We start from the raw sequence: 18,459 nt of genomic DNA on the forward strand, positions 1-18,459 counted from the left end.
TGGCCTCAGCGAGGCTTTGACTCCCGTTCCCGACGCACCGACGTTCCGACATGGCCTTCGATCCCGAGCCCGCCTGTCGGATTACGCTCGGAGTGATCGTGGCGAGCGCGGCGGCCATCGGCATTCCCTATCGCCTCCGCGCGGATCGCGCCGGCGGCCCCGTCTCACGCCGCGACGATCCCCGTTGGTTCTGGATGTTGATGGGGATGGTGGTACCGCCCGTGGCGAGCGTGTGCCTGGCATTTCTCGTGCAGCCGCGCTGGGTGGATTTCGCGCGCATCCACCTGCCGCCCGGGTGGCGGCTGACGGGCGTGCCGTGGGCGATCGCCGGTGTCGCGTTGTTCACCTGGATGTTTCGCCACCTGGGACTGAACATCACCTCGACTGCCACCCCGCGCGCCCGCGCGGTGCTCGTCACGACCGGCCCTTATCGCTGGATGCGGCATCCGATGTACACGGCGGCGCTGATTCTGGCCGCGGCGGCGACGCTCCTTACCGCCAACGCGATCGTCGCAATCGGTGGCGTTATGATGTTCGGACTGCTGGCGGCGCGCAGTCGCGTGGAGGAACAACGGCTCGTGGAAAAATTTGGCGACGCCTATCGCGCCTATCAGCGCCGCACCGGACGCTTCCTGCCCCGGGTATTTTCCTGATCCGCGGCTGGCGGGAGAGCGACGCAGGCTCGACTGCGGTCGGCACCGCCTTTCATGCTGCCACTTCCCCGCCCACAGCCGCCTCTCCCACCTCCGGAACCCTTCCCTGATGAACGCCCGACGCCTCCTCGCCACCCTCGTCTTTGCCGCTCTGGCCGCCGTCGCTTTGGCGGCTTCCGCAACCCGTCCGCCCAACATCATCTTCGTCCTCAGCGACGATCTCGCGCAGGGCGACGTGGGCGTTTACGGGCAGAAAGTGATCCAGACGCCCCGGCTCGATCGCATGGCGCGGGAGGGCACGCGCTACAACCAAGCCTATTGCGGCACGAGCGTGTGCGCGCCGTCGCGCACCTCGCTCATGACCGGTCTGCACAGCGGCCACGCGCCCGTGCGCGGCAACTGGGAGGTGCCGGTCGAGGGCCAGCTGCCGCTGCCCGCCAGCACTGTGACCGTCGCGCAGGTGCTCAAGAGCGCCGGCTACGCCACCGCGGTCGCCGGCAAGTGGGGCATGGGGATGTTCGATACGACGGGCAGCCCGCTGAAAAAAGGCTTCGACCACCAGATCGGCTACAACTGCCAGCGCCACGCGCACTCGTACTTTCCCACGTTCCTTTACCGCGATGGCGTGAAGTTCGACCTGCCGGGTAACACGGGCACAGGCGTAGGTCCGATTTACGCGCAGAACGTGATTCAGACTGACACGCTCCAGTGGATCCGCGCGCAGAAGGACAAGCCGTTCTTCCTTTTCTACGCGATCACGCTGCCGCACGGGAATCACGAGATCGACGACGTCGGCATTTACGCCGACAAGCCCTGGAGTGAACAACAGAAGGCCTACGCCGCTCAGGTCACGCGGCTCGATCGCGATGTGGGCCAGGTCCTCGACCTGCTCGCGGAACTCAAGCTCGACGACAACACGCTCGTCATGGTCGCCGGTGACAACGGTTCGTCGTTCGAACCTTCCTCCGCGATGGGCAAACTTTTCGATCAAGCCGGCAACGGTCTGCGCGGCTACAAACGCGGGCTCTACGAAGGCGCGCTGCGTCAGGCCGCGATTGCCCGCTGGCCGGGAGTGGTGCCGGCCGGCCGCGTGAGCGACGAACCGTGGGCGTTCTGGGATTTTCTGCCGACCGCCGCGGAGCTCGCCGGAGCAAAACTTCCGGCTGGCTACACGTCCGACGGACTTTCGCTGGTGTCCTTTCTACGCGGTGGCCCCGCGCCGACCCGCGACTACTTCTACTGGGAGCTGCACGAAAATCGTCCGATTCAAGCCGTGCGTTTCGGCAACTGGAAAGCCGTGCGCAACGGCATCGAGCGTCCGATCGAGCTCTACGATCTCAACGCCGATCCCGCGGAGGCGAAGGATCTCGCCGCGGCCAAGCCGGATCTCGTGGCGCGGGCCGCCGCGTTGATGAAAGCCGCGCACACCGACGATCCGAACTGGCCGCTCACCGGGCGGGCTGCCGCGCGTGATGCGGATCGGGAGAAGAACGCCAAGAAGAAGAAGGCGAAGTGAGGTCCGTGCGACGTTCCGTTTTATGCGGGACCGCGACCGCCCCCGGTCGCATTCTGCCGGAAGCGACCGGGGGCGGTCGCGGTCCCAGGTTTCAATCACTCCTTCTGATCACTTCACTGAACCCCTCTTCCCTCCCTCGATGAAACGCCTCCACTGGCTGGCCTCAGCTCTGCTCCTCGCGCTCGGCGGCGCCACCGCCCACGCGGCCAGCATCCCCGCGGCGATTGCACCCTCCACGCCGAATCCCGGGCTGCGTTACTATTATCCGGTGCCGGCGGCGGCGACGCCACAGACCTTGCGCGTCGACGTGTGCGTGTATGGTGGCACGCCCGGGGGCGTCGGCGCGGCAGTGCAGGCGCGTCGCATGGGGAAGACGTCGGCACTGGCGGTGTTTCGCCGTCACGTCGGGGGCGTCACCGCCGCGGGCCTCACCGCCGTCGACCTCGGCAAGAAGGAATCAATTGGTGGCATGGCCGCGGAGTTTCTCGACCGCATGGGGCAGTGGAGCGGCTTTCGCGCCGCCGATGCGGAGCGGACGTTTCGCGGGATGCTCGCGGAGGCCGGCGTGCCGGTCTGGTTCGAACACCGGCTGGCCAAAGTGGAGAAGGACGGCAACCGGATCCGCGCGCTCGTCTTCGAGAACGGCAATCGCATCGAGGCCGCGATGTTCATCGACGCGACGTACGAGGGCGATCTGCTCGCGCGCGCCGGCGTGTCGTATCACGTCGGCCGCGAGGGCAACGCCGCCTACGGCGAGGCCTTCAACGGCTACTTCATCGCCGACAAGCACCAGTTTCGCTTTCCCGTCGATCCGTATCGCAAACCCGGAGACGCGAGCAGCGGGCTGCTGCCCGGCATCTCGGCTGAACCGCCGCGCGCGGAAGGTTCGGGCGACTCGTGGGTGCAGGCCTACAATTTCCGGATGTGGCTCACGACCGCAGCGGCCGGCCGGGCATTTCCCCAGCCCGCCGGATACAAGCGCGACGACTACGCGCTGCTCGAACGCTTCCTGACCTCGGCGCCGGCTGACTTCGTGTGGGATTGGACCTACCGGAACGGTCCGCTCAAACTGAACCTCGGCGACTGCAACAACGCGGGCCCGGTCTCGACCGATTTCATCGGCGGGAGCAACCAGTGGCCCGAAGGCGACTACGCGACGCGCGAGAAAATCTTCCAGGCCCACGTCACGTACCAACAGGGTTACATGTGGTTTCTTGCGCACGATCCCGCGGTGCCGGAGAAACTGCGCGCGCACGTGAAGACCTTTGGCTTGCCGCGCGATCAGTTTGCCGAGACCGACGGCTGGCCGCACGAGCTCTATGTCCGCGAAGGCCGGCGGATGGTATCCGACTACGTGATGACCGAGCACAATTGCAAAGGGAAGGTCGTGGCCGAGGACAGCGTCGGACTCGCGAGCTACACCATGGACTCGCACCACACCTCCCGCGTCGTGGTGAACGGCGTCGTGAAGGCCGAAGGCAATGTCGAGAAGACCACGCCACAGCCTTATCCCGTCGCCTACCGCGCCCTCGTGCCGCGCGAGCGCGAATGCGCCAACCTCCTCGTGCCCGTCGCGGTGTCATCGTCGCACATCGCCTTTGGCAGCATCCGCATGGAGCCCGTCTTCATGCTGCTCGGCCAGAGTGCCGCCACCGCGGCGTCGCTCGCCATCGACGCGAAGTCGTCCGTGCAGAAGGTCGACTACGCCGCGCTGCGCGCGCGACTGCTCAAGGATGGCCAGCGGCTGACGTGGGTCGCGCCGGCGGCCGCGCCGGCAAAAAAATGAGTTTCCGTCCGGCGGGCTGGCAGGACGATTCGCTGGCAGCACGGGACGCTGCGCGCGCCTTCGAGCCCGCGCCGGCGTTGGCCGATACCTGCTGACAGCGACGTCATGCTGAAGGCCGACCGCGAAGCACGCGAAGGGGCGCGAATTTCAGAGGTAAAAGCAAAGTCCACCCGCCTTCGGTCACGTACACTCTTGGATGCGGTCTGCCTTCTCTTTGTTTTCATTCGCGTCCGTTCGCGTGATTCGCGGGCAACTGAATCAGACCGGTTGCGGCGATGTTCCGCCGTGACGTTGGCAACCTGGCTTCGTATGCCCACGCTGTCTTCACCCCCATGACGTTTCTCCGCCTTATTCTCGCCCTCGCTGGCTTGGCGACCGCCACAGGCGCCGAGCAGCGACCGAATGTCCTCTTCATCCTCACCGATGATCAGGGCTACACGACGCTCTCGAGCTACGGGAACACCCTCGTCCCCACGCCGCACCTCGACCGCCTCGCCGCCGCGGGCGCGCGCTTCACCGACGCCTATGTCATGCCGCAGTGCACGCCCACGCGCGCCGCTTTCCTGACCGGCCAGCACACCGCGCGAACCCGCCTCTGGCACGTGATCCCCTGGTACGGCACACCGTGGGCGCCCGTGCGTGAACCGGCCTACGCCGAGCTGCTCCCGCGCGACACCTTCACGTTTCCCAAAGCGCTTCGGGCCGCCGGCTACGTCACGGGGATGGCCGGCAAGTGGCACCTCACGAACGGTGCCGACGGCAACTACGTCGCCCTGAAGCCTGAAGCCGCGCGCCACTACGGTTTCGATTTTTCCGCGCCACCGGGCCCCGGCTCGCAAAACGAAGGCGACAAACACGTCGACTACCTCACCGATCATGCGATCGCCTTCATGCGGCAGCACCGCGCCCACCCGTGGTTCTTCTACCTCGCGCACCACACCCTCCACGGAAAAGTCTCCGCGCCGGTCGCACTCGTGGAAAAATATCGCGCCCGCGGCGCGCCCGCGACCGGCCTGCACAACGCCACCTACCTCGCCGCCATCGAACACCTCGACCATTCCATCGGCCGGTTGCTCGCCGCGATCGATGAACTCCATCTCGCCGAGCGCACGCTCATCGTCTTCCTTTCCGACAACGGCGGCATCTACCAGGCGTACGACGTCAAACCGTTCACGGAAGGGCCGGGCACCGCCACGCAGCTCGCCGTCGCCACGGAGGAATTCCGCAACGCCCCGCTCCGCGCCGGCAAGGGCTCGCCCTACGAGGGCGGCATCCGGGTGCCCTGTCTCGCGCGCTGGCCCGGCGTGATCGCCCCCGGCACCGTATCGGCTTTTCCGATTCACGTCGTCGACTGGGCTCCGACGATCCTCGCGCTGGCGGGCGCCGCGCCGCCGTCCGCGCAGACGCTCGACGGCACCGACCTCCTCCCGCTGCTCCGCGGCGGCGCCGTCCCCGCGCATCCGCTTTACTGGCACTTGCCGCTTTACGACCTGCGCTGGGGGGCGACGCCCTGCGCCGTCATTCGCGACGGCGACTGGAAACTCATCGACTACTTCGGCGACTCGTTCGACGCCGCGGGGCGTTATCGCGCCGGCGCCCGGGTCGAATTGTTCAACCTGCGTTCCGACTTGGGAGAAACGACTGATCTCGCCGCGCGCGAACCCGCTCGCGCCCGCCAGCTGCAAAGCCAGCTGCGACGCTGGCTCGGCACGGTCGGCGCAGAAATCCCCGGGGCCAATCCCCACCACGATCCCGCGCGGGCGTTGAAGGAGACCCGCGTCAAACCCTCGCACCTCACCGTCGTTCCATGAAGACCGGCTCACGTGGAGCGACACGTCTTTCCCGCCGCCCCTGGCCGGCGGCGCTTCGCGGTCCGGAGAGAAAACTCCGCGCTTGATCCGTCCGCCGCTTTCGCGCTGCCTGCGGGCCTCGTCGCGATGCCGCCCCACCCCGACCAAGCCCGCTGGTTCACCGAAGAGGTCGATCCCCACCGTCGTGCGCTGCGCGCCTACGTGCAACGCGCGTTCCCCGGCGTGCGTGATGTCGACGACGTCGTACAGGATTCGCTGCTCCGCATCTGGACCGCGCGCGCGGGGCGACAACTCGGCTGCGCGCGCGCCTTCCTTTTCAAGATCGCGCGCAATCGCGCCCTCGACCTGCTGCGCCACGATCGCGCCTCACCGTTCGTCGTTGTAAGGGATTTGGCCGCGTTGCCCGTGGCTGAGGATGCACCTTCCTGCGCCGATGTCCTCTCCACTGCGGAAAAAATCGAACTCGTGGCCGAAGCCATTGCGGACCTGCCCGACCGCTGCCGCGAAATCGTGGTGCTCCGCAAACTTCAGGGTCTCTCGCAACGCGACGTCGCCCTGCGTCTCGGCCTCTCCGAGCGCACCGTCGAGGTGCAGGTCGCCCGGGGCACGCGGCGCTGCGCGGACTTTCTCCGGCGTCGCGGCCTGACCGCCACCGACGCGGCCCTCTGACCATGCACGACGGCCCACCCACCCCGCGGCTCTCTCCCGACCAGGCGCTCGACTGGCCGGGCCGCACCGCGACCGCCGATGCCGTGCTCGCCGCCGTCCAACGCCGCGTGCACGAACGACGCCGCCGGCGCCAGCGCGTGACTGCGGGCGTTGCCGCTCTCGCCCTCCTCGTGGCGGCAGGCATGGCATGGGTCCGCCCGTTCCGTGCCTCGCATGCTTCCGCCGGCGCGTCCGCGTCCACGGCCACGCTCACCCAACCCACCCGGCAGCTCCTCGCCGACGGCTCGCAGATCGAGCTCAATGGCGACTCGCAGGTCCAGGTCGACTTCTCCGCCGGGATCCGTCGCGTCGTGATTCTCCGCGGCGAGGCGCACTTCGAAGTCGCTCACGACAGCGCCCGACCTTTTGTGGTCGTGGCCGGCGAGGTCTCGGTTCGCGCCGTCGGCACCGCCTTCGCGGTGAGCCTGGCGCCGGCCGGCGTCAATGTCCTCGTGACGGACGGACGCGTCGCCGTCGATCGCGCCAGCGTCGATCCCGTGGCCCTGCCCGTGAAACCGATCGCGTTCGTTGCCAAGGGTGCGCAGGTCGCGGTCGCCGCCGCCGATCTCACGCTACACGCCCCGCCGCCGACCGTCGTGGAAGTGTCCGCTCCCGAGCTCGCCGAGCGACTGGCGTGGCGCGTGCCCCGCCTTGAGTTCAACGACACGCCGCTGCGCGAGGCCGTGGCCTTGTTCAACCTGCACGGCACCGTGCGTCTCAGCCTCGCCACTCCCGCTCTCGGTGAACTCCGCGTGAGCGGCTTTGTGCGCGCCGACAACTCCGCCGCGCTCCTGCAACTGCTCCGCGCCGATTACGGGATCGAAGCCCGCCGCGGCGACGGCGGCTTCGTGCTTAGCCGCCCGCGCTAGCCGGACGCGTTGATGCCCGGAAGCGTGGGCACCGAACCGATGACCGCGCGGCGGGCTGACCCACGACCACGATTTCCGTAAGGGATTCCTTCGTGCCATCCGTGGCATGTGACGACGACGTCCTGCGTCCGCCCCCGCCCCATGCCCCGACCGCCGACTCCCCTTTGCATTTTCTGGCTGCTGGTTCTCTTCTGCGCGCCAGCCCTCCGCGGCCATGCGGCTGAAGCGAGTCGACGCGCGTTCAATCTCCCCGCTGACGACGCCGATCGCACGCTCCGCCTCTTTGCGTCCCAGTCCGGCCTGGAGGTGCTTTTTTCCCGCACCTCGACGAACGGCGTGCGCACTCCGGCGCTCCTGGGCGACTTCCCGCCGTTCGAAGCCATCACCCGGCTGCTTGCCGGCTCGCGCCTGATCGCGACGCAGGATGCCGCCACCGGGGCGATCGTGGTGACCCGCGCGACGCCCGCCGGTCCTTCGGACTCCGCCGACTCGACCACCATTTCCACCCCGATGACTCCTCGCCAAGCCTCCCGGCTCTCCGCCGCCCTCGCCCTTCTGGCCGGTTCCGCGCTCTCCGCGCAGACGCCCGCCACGCCACCGACCGCCGCGGCGGACGACAAAGCCCTCGTGTTGCTCTCCCCGTTCGAGGTCAAGGAACAGAACGACGGCTACTACGCCGCGAACACGACCTCCGGCACGCGGTTGAACTCGAGCCTGGACGACCTCGCGTCGTCGACGACGATCGTCACGAAGAAGCAGATGGCGGACTTCGCGCTGCTCGATATCAACGATCTCTTCGCCTATGAGGCCGGCACCGAGGGCAGCGCCACGTACACCGATGCCGAGCCTGACCGCAACGGCAGCGCGGTGGACACGACTTCGAACAATCCCTCGCAGGCGAACCGCGTGCGCGGCGTGGGTGCGGCGAATATTTCCTTCGGCAATTTTGCGAGCAACGGACTCGTGCCGATCGATCCCAGCAACATCGACGGCGTCGAGATCAGCCGCGGGCCCAACTCCAGCATCTTCGGCCTCGGGAACGTCTCGGGCACCGTCAACCTGATGCCCGCGTCGGCCAACGTCACCCGCAACCGTTCGTCCGCGGCGTTCCGCGTCGACAGCTACGACGGCTATCGCACGAGCCTGGATCTCAATCGCGTCATCGTGCCGCGGAAGCTCGCCCTTCGCGGCAGCGTCGTGTTCCAGCACGATGGTTTTGAGCGCAAGCCCTCGGGCGTCGACAGCGTCCGGCTCAACGGCATGATTCGCTTCCAACCGTTTTCCAAAACATCGATCACCGGCACGCTTTCCTCGTACCGCTCGTGGGGCACGCTCGTGAATCAGACGATGCCGCGCGAGACGATCACCGCGTGGAAAGCCGCGGGCTCGCCGACGTGGGACCCCGTGACCGCGACCGCCAGGCTCAACGGAAGCGCGGTGCCGGGGAACTGGACCACGACCAACCTGCCAGCATATTTTTCCGCGTCCCAGTTTCTCGCGCTGCCCACGATCTTCGTCCAGCCCGACGGCAACGCCAGCTGGTGGGGCCCGAGTCGCACGACGTCGATTGCGACCTCGCCGGCCACGCCCAACCAAAACGTTTTCCTCGTCAACACGGTGCCCGGCACGCCTTCGCCGGCGCAACCGCTCTTTCCCACTGACCCTGCCACCGGCGACCGCAGTCTTTACGACTACACCTCGCTGAACCTCGCCGCGTTGAACTACACGCAGGTCCGCCAGAACACCTCGATGTTGCAGCTGGAGCAGATCGTCCTCGCCACGCCGCGCCAGCTGCTCGCGTTTCAGGGCGGCCTTTACAAGGAGGCGGGCGTGCGGGCGACCGACGACATGTGGGGTACCGGCGGCAGCGGCGGCCGCACCGGCTACCTCTACGTCGACGTCAACGAACGCATGGTCGATGGCACCACGAACCCGAACCTGGGGCGCCCGTTCCTGGGTCTCTACAACCTCCGGGCCCGCGTCGACAACTACTCGCAGCGCGCGACCACGCGCGAACAACTCGCCTACCGACTCGACCTCCGGAACGAGAAAAACGTGCTGCGCTGGCTCGGCATGCACACCCTCTCCGCCTATCACGAGCGCCGCACCACCCGCACCCGCATCGCCCGCTGGCAGGATGAAATCATCGACAACAGCCAGTCCTGGTATCCGTTCCCGACGACGACGCGGACGGCCACCGCGTTCACCAGCCCGGTGATGGCGGCCCAGCCCTTCTATCGTTTCTACGTCGGCGACAATCAGGGGCAGAACGCCGACTACGCACCCCATAAACTGAACCCCGGCGTCTACGACTATACATGGGGCAACGGCGTGACGGGTGTCTTCAACCGCACGCCGGCCCGAATCGGCGGCAACTATTTTTTCTCCAACAACAATGGCTGGACCTACAACCTGCTGAAGACTCACGGTGCCGCACTCCAGAGTTTCATGCTCAAGGACCGCGTCGTGACGACGTTTGGCTTGCGCAAGGATCGCACCTGGGATCGCAATCCGGCGCCCCGCATCTTCACGTTCGGTCCTGACGGTTACGGCCAGGATCAAGCCTCGCTCGACATCCTGTCGACCGCGCCGGCAACCACGCGCGAGGGCTCGACCAAGACCGCGGGCGTCGTCGTGAAGGCCACGTCCTGGCTGCGGCTGCATGCCAACGCCTCCGACAGCTTTCTCCCGGCGTCACTCGCCCAAGTCGGCCTCTTCCGCAATCTCCTGCCCAATCCCACGGGCGAGGGCCGCGATTACGGCGCGTCCGTCACGCTGCTCGGCGGCAAGCTTGTCGCGCGCCTCAACCGGTATTCCACCGTGCAGGTGCAGGCGCGCAACAACAACGGCGGCACGCTCGCGCAACGCGTGCAGGGCGTCGACTTGACCACGACCTACACTCCGCCCGGGCTGGTTAACCTCGCCCGCGGCTGGATCACCCGCGCCGCGACCGCGCAGGGGGTCACGCTCACGACCGATCAAGTCAATCAGCGCATCTCGGACCTCACGAAGCTCGACGAGGCTTATTGGACCAGCCCGCAGTCGAACAGCCTCGTCTATGCGCCGAGCGATCTCGAATCGAAGGGCTACGAGTTCGAGCTCAACTACAACCCCACGCGTCACTGGGCCATCAAGTTCAACGCCACGCAGACCGAGGCGGTCGACAAGAATCTCTCCGGTGACATCACCCGCTGGATCGCCGAGCGCATGCCGGTCTGGACCAGCATCATTGATCCGGAGCTCAACAAGCCGTTCTTCACGGAACGCTACGGGGCGGCGCAGTCGGCGCAGGAGTTTCTCCAATCGAGCGTCCTTGCACCGCTGGCGATCGCCCAGGCCACCGAGGGAAAAAGCCGGCCGCAGATCCGCAAGTATCGCGCGAACTTTCTCTCGAGTTACCAGCTCGCCGGTCTCACCAATCACAAGTGGCTGAAGCGCGTGACCGTCGGCGGCGCGCTCCGTTGGGAAGACAAGGGCGCGATCGGTTACCATGGCATCGCCGACGCCGCCGGCGTTTACCAGAGCCTCGATCCCGCCCGGCCAATCTACGACGCCGCCCGCCTTTACGTGGATCTGTTCGGCTCGTATCGCACGCGGTTCTTCAACGACAAGGTGAACGCGACCTTTCAGCTCAACGTGCGCAACGCCCAGGAGGACGGCCGGCTGCAGGCGATCAGCGCGTTTCCGAACGGCAAGGCCAGCGCGTATCGCATCGTCGATCCGCGGCAGTTTGTGTTGTCGGTGACGTTCGATCTTTGATCCGCCCGGCGGATTCGTGGCAAACTTGGAGCTCGATCCTGCCATGCGCCCTCACCTCGTCACCCACCTCCTCGTTGAAAGTGACGTGATGGTCCAGACCTTCACGACCTTCAGCGGTATCAATCAACCGCATACATTCACCTATCCGGTGGCGCGCAAGCCCGCCCTCTGCGCGACCTTAAACTTCTGACTCCCCATCCGATGCGCCTCCTCTCCGCCGCACTCGCCGCCTGGAGCTTCGTCGCGCCAGTCGAAGCCGCGACCCTCTACGTTTCACCCACCGGCGAGGCCGGAAGTGCCGGCACGGCCAGCTCGCCCCTGGCCAGCCTCGCCGAAGCCGCCAGGCGCGCCCAACCGGGCGATGTCATCCAGCTCGCGGGCGGCACCTATCGGCAGGACCAGCCGATCCTCCTTTCCGCAAAAGGCACCGCCGACGCCTCGATTCGCATCGAACCGGCCGACGCCAAACGCCCCGTCTTCGATTTCTCCGCCCAGAAATTCGAGCAAAAGCTCTGTGGCATCGTCGTGGCCGGCGACTACTGGCACATCGTCGGACTCGAAGTGGTCGGCGCGGCCCGCTTCGGCATCGAAGTCACCGGCCACCACAATGTCATGGAGCGGTGTGTGGCGCACGAGAACCAAGGCAGCGGTTTCCAGCTCAGCGCCCCCGCCAGCCACAACTTGATTCTCGACTGCGATTCCTATCGGAACGTCGACCGTCCTGCGCGCGGCGAAAACGCCGATGGCTTCGGCGCCAAATTCGCCATCGGCCCCGGCAACATCTTCCGCGGCTGTCGGGCGTGGGAAAACGCCGACGATGGATACGATCTCTGGAAAGCGCCCCACGCCGTGCGAATCGAACACTGCGTGGCCTCCCGCAACGGACTCAATCTCTGGGGCATCGATCGTTTCACCGGCAACGGCAATGGCTTCAAGCTCGGCGGCGATTTCGTGCCCGCCGCCCACGTGGTGATCGGCTGTATCGTCATGGACCAGCCCAAGAACGGCTTCGACCAGAACAACAACACCGCCGCACTCACCGTCAAACACTGCACGGCCGTGCGTTGCGGGATGGGTTACTCGTTCACCTTGAAAACCGCATCGGGCGAACCGCATGTCTTTCAGGACAACATCGGCTGGAACGCGCCTGCGATGTTCGTCGAGGGAACCGTGATGGAACGCAATCATTGGTCGAGCGACCACCGCCCGCAAATCCCGGCGGTCATGGTGGAATCCACTCCGGTGACGCGCCAGCCCCTTGCGCCCAAGCGTTCCACAAAGAAACCCTAGTCGCCCCACTCCTCCGCGCGCCCACCCTGCGATGTTTCACCGACGTTTTGTTTTTTTGTTCTGCACCGCGATGGCCGCGGCACTCGCCGCCGAACGTCCGCGGCTCGCCATTCTCACGGACATCGGCGGCGACCCCGACGATCAGCAGGCGATGGTCCGGCTCATGCACTACGCGAACGAGTTCGAGCTGGAACTGCTCGTCGCGACCGCCATTCGCACGCGCCACGTGCCCAACGGTCCGGAAACGCGGCCGCAGCTCATCCGGCAGATCGTCGACGCCTACGGCGAGGTCCTGCCCCACTTGCGCCGACACGCCCAGGGTTGGCCCGCAGCCGAACAGTTGCGCGCCCGCATCGCGGCGGGCAACCCGCGCTACGGTCGCGCGCACATTGGCGACGGACACGACACGGAGGCATCGCGCGCGCTGATCGCACGCATCGACGCCGGCACGTCGGATCGCCCGCTCAACGTCTCGTGCTGGGGCGGGCAGACGGACCTCGCTCAAGCCCTGTGGCGGGTGAAGCAGGATCGCGGCAGCGCCGGGCTCGCGGGCTTTGTGCGCAAGCTCCGCGTCTACGACGTCAGCGATCAGGACGGCATCGCCGATTGGATGCACGCCGAGTTTCCGGGGATGTTTTATATTCTGGCCCGCGCCATCCCTGGCCAGGCCAAGGAGTCGGCCACGTTTCGCGGCATGTACCTCACCGGCGACGAGTCGCTCACCAGCCCCGCCTGGATCGAGGAGCACGTGCGCAGCCGCGGCCCACTCGGCGCGCTGTATCCAGCCAAGACGTTCACCGCGCCCAATCCCCACGCGTGCATGAAGGAGGGCGACGCGCCCTCGTGGCTCTTCTTCCTTCCGCTGGGCGGCAACGACCCGCGTGATCCGGCCAAACCCGGCTGGGGCGGGCAGTATCAGCTCCGGCCCGACGGTTGGTACGGTGACCTGCCCGCGCGACCCGGTTTCGATCCGCGGGAGACGGTGAGTCGCTGGCGGCCTGAGTTTCAGCGCGACTTTGCGCGCCGTGCGCAGTGGGCTCTGCCGGAGACCGCGGCGACCGCTACGGTCCCGCCCAAACCCTGAGCGTCCCCGCCCCATCATGCCCCGCCTCGCCCCGCTCGCGCTGCTGCTCGTCCTCGCGCTGCACCCCTTCGCCTTCGCCGCCGAACCCACTGCTCCGCGACGCCCCAACATCCTCTGGATCACCTGCGAGGACACCAGCCCGCTCCTGGGCTGCTACGGCGACGCGTTTGCCGTGACGCCGCAGCTCGACGCCTTCGCGCGCGAGAGCGTGCGTTACACGGACGCGTACGCCTACACCGGCGCGTGCTCGCCGAGCCGCTCGTGCCTCATCACCGGCGTTTACCCGCTGCGCCTCGGCACGCACCAGATGCGTTCCACGATCATGCTGCCGCCGTCGATCACAGGCTTTCCCGCCTACCTGCGGGCCGCCGGCTACTACACCTCTAACAACGAGAAGACCGACTATAATTTCGAGGCGTCACCGGAGGTCTGGAACGAGTCGAGCAAGGTCGCGCACTGGCGCAAGCGCGCGCCCGGCCAGCCGTTTTTCTCGGTCTTCAATTTCATGGTCACGCACCAGAGCCAGATTTTCGCATCCGATGCCGTGTACCGGAAAAACACCGCGCGGCTCACGCCCGACCAGCGGCGCGATCCCGCCAAAGTCCCCGTGCCACCGATCCATCCCGACACGCCCGAGTTTCGCCGCGAGTGGGCGCGTCATTACGAGAACGTCACCGCGATGGACTATCAGGTCGGCGACCTCCTGGCCGATCTCGCGCGCGACGGTCTCGCCGATGACACCATCGTCTTCTTCTTCTCGGATCACGGCACCGGGATGCCCGCGATCAAAATGTGGGCCGGCGGTCCGAGCCTGCGCGTGCCGCTTCTGGTGCGCTTCCCGAAAAAATGGGCCCATCTCGCCCCCGGCCGGCCCGGCAGCACGACCGATCGCCTGGTGAGCTTCGTCGACTTTGCTCCGACGGTGCTGAGCCTCGCCGGCGTCCGCGCACCCGCGCATTTTCAAGGCACTGCCTTCCTCGGTGCCGCCACGGGTCCGGCCCGCACGTTCATCTTCGCCGCCAAGGACCGGCAGAGCGAGATGAGCGAGACCATCCGCGCCGTGCGCGACGGCCGCTTCCACTACATTCGCAATTTCCGCCCGCATCTGCCCTACGGCCAGTTCATGAGCTACAACTGGCAGCACGCCTCCCTGCAGTCGTGGGAACGCCTCCACCTGGCCGGCCAGCTCTCCGGTCCGCCCGCGCGCTTCTTCGCCCCGCACAAACCGCGCGAGGAACTCTACGACGTGCACGGAGATCCATGGCAGGTGCGCAACCTCGCCGCCAATCCCGCCTTGGCCGGCGATCTGGTTCGGCTCCGATCACTGCTCGTTAACCAAATGCGCGCGTCCCACGATCTCGGTCTCCTGCCCGAGCATGAGTTGCATCGCCGCGCCGCCGGCTCCACGCCCTACGCCATTGCGACCGATCCGCGCTTGAACCCCCTCGATACCCTGCTGCGCGCCGCAGACCTGGCCAACGCGATGGACGCGAGCAACATTCCGGCGCTTTCCGCTCTCCTGCACGATACCGATGCCGCCGTCCGCTGGTGGGGCGCCACCGGTCTGTTCGCGCTCGGCACCGCCGCCGCTCCCGCCACGCCCGCGCTTGTCGCCGCCCTCGACGATACCTCGCCCGACGTGCGCCTCGCCGCCGCCGAAGCCCTCGCGCGCCTCGGCGAGGTCGATCGGGCGCTCAGGACCGTGGAGGCCGCGCTCCGCCTCGATGACGTTTTCGTCCGTCTGGCCGCGCTCAATGTCGCGCTCCGCCTGGGTCCGCTCGCCCGTCCGCTCCTCCCTGCCATCGCGGCGGCGCGCATCACTTCGCTTGCACAGAAAGACTCCGCCGACTACGCAAATCGCATGGTCGACTACCTGCCGGCCCGCCTCGCCCGATAACGGCGCGCGCCCTCCCACGCGCGCGTCGGGTCCCTGTCCGTCAACCCCGCCCGACCCCATGCACCTTCCTTCCCCGTTCGTCGCTCGCGTTCGCCTGATCATTGCAATCGTAGGCCTGGCCTTTGGTGCCGCCCTTTCCAGTCGCGCCCAGAATGCCATTGCGACGGGCGTGATCCAGGGTCGCATCTTCAACCCCGCCACCCAGCAGTACGTGCGCAACGCCGAGATCCAGGTGGAAGGCACCCAGCTCACGACTTACTCGCGCGACGACGGCTCCTATGATTTTACCAGCGTGCCCGCGGGCGCCGTGACGATCACCGTCACCTACACCGGTTATCAGCGCGAGACGGCGCGCGTGACCGTGGGTGCCGGCCAGACCGCCGTCCGCGATTTCGAATTGAAAGGTGCGATTTTCGAGGCCGGGGCCAGGCCTGCTGCGGGCCAGAACCAAACCGGCCCCGCGGTCGTCAAGCTCGCCGAGTTCAGCGTCTCGGCCGAACGCGAGGGCAACGCCAAGGCCATCATGGAGCAGCGGGCCGCGCTCAACATGAAGAGCGTCGTTTCCTCCGATAATTTCGGTGACGTCACCGGCGGCAACATCGGCGAGTTCATCAAATACCTGCCCGGCGTCGTCATGGACTACGTCGATTCCGACGCCCGCACGGCGCGCATCGGCGGCCTGAACCCGACCTATACGGGCGTCAGCGTCGACGGCATGACGATGGCCAGCGCGCCTTCCGCGAGTTTCGGCGACTCGTCGCGGCAATTCGAATTCGAGCAGGCCTCCATCAACGGCGTCGATTCCATCGAGATCAACAAGACCACCACGGCGAGCATGGACGCCGACGCGCCCGCCGGCCGCATCAACCTCCGCAGCCGCAGTGCGTTTGACCGCAAGAACCGGGAGATCACCGCGCAGCTGACCCTCACCGGCAACGCCTACTCGTGGGACGTGAAGAAAACGCCCGGACCCTACAACGACAGTTACTACAAGATCCGCCCCGGCTTTGTATTTTCCTATGCCGACGCCTTCAAAGGCCGCTTCGGCGTCCAGCTGAGCCTCGCCGGCAACACCGTGGGCACCGAGCAGGCCGGCGTCACGCACGCCTACACGCACAACCTCGCCGGCCGCGGCCCGGTCATCACGCAGATCTCTTTCCGCGATGCCCCGAAGCTGTCCAATCGCAGTTCCTTCGCGCTCACCACCGACTACAAGTTCTCGCCGAGTCTCTCTGCCTCCCTGCGCACGTCGGCCTCCAACTTCGACGACGGCACGAACCTCCGGCAGATCGCGTTCTTCGTGAGCCCCGCCCAGGTCACCGCCGACTCAACCCCGACCTTCCTGAACGCTCTCCCGACCGCCAGCGCCAACACCCGCGTGCAGTATACGACCAGCCGTCGCAACAAGGTGAATACGACCGTCACCTACGTCCCGAAGCTGGAATACAAGCGCGGCAGCCTGAATCTCACGCTCGGCGGCGGCTACTCCCGCAGCCGCACCGCCTACGAGCAGATGACCGAGGGCTACTTCCAGGCCGTCACCCATCGCCTCACGCGGATCGGTTTCACCGCGACGCGCAGCAGCCCGACCGACAGCGACTGGCAGCTCACGCAGACGTCCGGTCTGCCCTGGAATGACGCCGCCAACTACAACCGCACCGACGCGTTCACCAACAACGTCTCGGCCACCCCGCAATCCTCACGCCATCAGGTTTGGGTCGGCTACCTCGACGCGAAGCAGACCGTGAACGTCGCCGGACTGCCCGTGCAGTTTCTCGTCGGCGGCAAGACGAAGCTGTCCGTCTATGACCTCGAGAAGAACGGCGCGCTGCAATACACGTACGTCGGCGCAGCCGGCTCGATGGTGGCGCCCACCACCATCCTCCCCACGACCAACCTGCTGCCCTACGATGCGAAGACCGGCGGCAACATCGTGCGTCTCGGCATTCCGATGACGGATCCGTATGCGACCTTCGACCTGTTCAAGGCCAATCCCACGCATTTCACGCCCAACCTGATTCCCAATTACATCAACGAAAACTACAGCTCGCGTTCCGTGAAGGAGCAGATCGACGCCGCCTACGTCGAGGGCAACACCCGCTGGGGAGCGCTGCGGCTCAATCTCGGCGTCCGTCACGAACGCACGACCACCATCGGCAAGACCGCCAACCTCGTGCCCCCCGCCCAAGTCCGCGCCGCGGGCTACACCGCCAACACGATTCCATACACCGACTATCAATACCGGTACGGCCGGCGCGACGAACTCGAAGGCGGCTATGCCAACACGTTCCTCAGCGGCGGCGCAAAATACGCGCTCAGTCGCAACCTCCACCTCCAGGTCGCCGCCAGCCAGTCCATCAGCCGGCCCAGCTACGGCAACGTCGCCGGTATCATCACCATCGACGAGGCGAATCAGACCATCCGCGTGCCCAACCCGGACCTGAAGCCGGAAACCTCGGACAAGATTTTCGCCAGCGTGCAATACTACCTCGAACCCGCCGGCACCTTGAGCGTATCCGCTTTCCGGTTATCGGTGAAGAACATGGGAGTGGGCACCGCGCGAATCAGCGCCGCCGAGGCCGGGTATGCGGACGACCCCGAGTATTCCGCCTTCACCTTTCTCCGTCCGAGCAACGCCCCCGGCACCATCGATCTCGACGGCGTCGAGCTGGAGTACAGCCAGCAACTCGTGTTTCTGCCGGGGGCCTTGCGCGGTTTCAGCCTCTTTGGCTCGGTGACCCGCACCGCCGCAAGCGAACGCATCGAGACCCATGTCCCGAAGTCGGCCAACGGCGGCATCCGCTATGGCCGCCTCGGTTTCAATGCCCAGCTCCGCGCCACCTGGTCGGCGCCGCGCTTCAACTCGGAGAACGCACAGGGCGAGGAAATCTGGCAGTACGAACGTCTCATGTTCGACTTCAGCGGCGGCTACCGGTTCAACCAGACCTACGAACTCACGGTGTCCGGCCGCAACATCCTGAACTCACCCATCGAGACCTACTCGAACACCCCCGGCCTCATGCGCGTCGTCAACCGCTACGGCGCCGCGTGGACGGTCGGCGTGCGCGGGCGGTTCTGAGGCTCCA

The 18,459-nt window shown here is 66.6% G+C and carries 12 protein-coding genes; all 12 read left to right on the forward strand.

The window, feature by feature from the left end; all coding sequences use genetic code 11:
- Positions 1 to 50: 50 nt before the first annotated feature.
- Positions 51 to 653, forward strand: coding sequence for a methyltransferase family protein (locus ACLJEU_RS23030; RefSeq protein WP_414662639.1), 603 nt, complete (start codon positions 51 to 53; stop codon positions 651 to 653).
- A 109-nt stretch (positions 654 to 762) separates the two neighbouring features.
- Positions 763 to 2,169, forward strand: coding sequence for an arylsulfatase (locus ACLJEU_RS23035; RefSeq protein ID WP_414662640.1), 1,407 nt, complete (start codon positions 763 to 765; stop codon positions 2,167 to 2,169).
- A 139-nt stretch (positions 2,170 to 2,308) separates the two neighbouring features.
- Positions 2,309 to 3,955: an FAD-dependent oxidoreductase gene (locus tag ACLJEU_RS23040; protein WP_414662641.1), complete on the forward strand. Its 1,647-nt coding sequence runs from the start codon at positions 2,309 to 2,311 to the stop codon at positions 3,953 to 3,955.
- A gap of 332 nt (positions 3,956 to 4,287) precedes the next feature.
- On the forward strand, positions 4,288 to 5,766 hold the full coding sequence (locus ACLJEU_RS23045; protein ID WP_414662642.1) for a sulfatase: 1,479 nt from the start codon (positions 4,288 to 4,290) through the stop codon (positions 5,764 to 5,766).
- A gap of 126 nt (positions 5,767 to 5,892) precedes the next feature.
- The gene (locus ACLJEU_RS23050) at positions 5,893 to 6,435 is read left to right on the forward strand and encodes an RNA polymerase sigma factor (RefSeq protein WP_414662643.1); all 543 of its coding nucleotides are present in this window, start codon (positions 5,893 to 5,895) and stop codon (positions 6,433 to 6,435) included.
- Positions 6,436 to 6,437: 2 nt separating this feature from the next.
- Positions 6,438 to 7,343, forward strand: a complete 906-nt coding sequence (locus ACLJEU_RS23055; protein WP_414662644.1) for a FecR family protein — start codon at positions 6,438 to 6,440, stop codon at positions 7,341 to 7,343.
- 141 nt (positions 7,344 to 7,484) lie between these two features.
- Positions 7,485 to 11,102: a TonB-dependent receptor plug domain-containing protein gene (locus ACLJEU_RS23060; RefSeq protein ID WP_414662645.1), complete on the forward strand. Its 3,618-nt coding sequence runs from the start codon at positions 7,485 to 7,487 to the stop codon at positions 11,100 to 11,102.
- A gap of 43 nt (positions 11,103 to 11,145) precedes the next feature.
- A complete protein-coding gene (locus tag ACLJEU_RS23065; RefSeq protein ID WP_414662646.1) occupies positions 11,146 to 11,292 on the forward strand; it encodes a hypothetical protein in 147 nt (48 codons plus the stop codon).
- Positions 11,293 to 11,303: 11 nt separating this feature from the next.
- Complete coding sequence (locus ACLJEU_RS23070; protein WP_414662647.1) at positions 11,304 to 12,392, forward strand: right-handed parallel beta-helix repeat-containing protein; 1,089 nt, start codon at positions 11,304 to 11,306, stop codon at positions 12,390 to 12,392.
- 70 nt (positions 12,393 to 12,462) lie between these two features.
- Positions 12,463 to 13,476 (forward strand): DUF1593 domain-containing protein, encoded by a 1,014-nt coding sequence (locus ACLJEU_RS23075; RefSeq protein ID WP_414662648.1) that lies wholly within the window; start codon positions 12,463 to 12,465, stop codon positions 13,474 to 13,476.
- Positions 13,477 to 13,492: 16 nt separating this feature from the next.
- On the forward strand, positions 13,493 to 15,373 hold the full coding sequence (locus ACLJEU_RS23080) for a sulfatase family protein (RefSeq protein WP_414662649.1): 1,881 nt from the start codon (positions 13,493 to 13,495) through the stop codon (positions 15,371 to 15,373).
- A 58-nt stretch (positions 15,374 to 15,431) separates the two neighbouring features.
- A complete protein-coding gene (locus tag ACLJEU_RS23085; protein ID WP_414662650.1) occupies positions 15,432 to 18,452 on the forward strand; it encodes a TonB-dependent receptor domain-containing protein in 3,021 nt (1,006 codons plus the stop codon).
- The last annotated feature ends 7 nt before the right edge of the window (positions 18,453 to 18,459 follow it).

This window comes from Terrisphaera buseokensis (assembly GCF_047521145.2).
In the GTDB taxonomy this organism is placed as follows: domain Bacteria; phylum Verrucomicrobiota; class Verrucomicrobiia; order Opitutales; family Opitutaceae; genus ER46.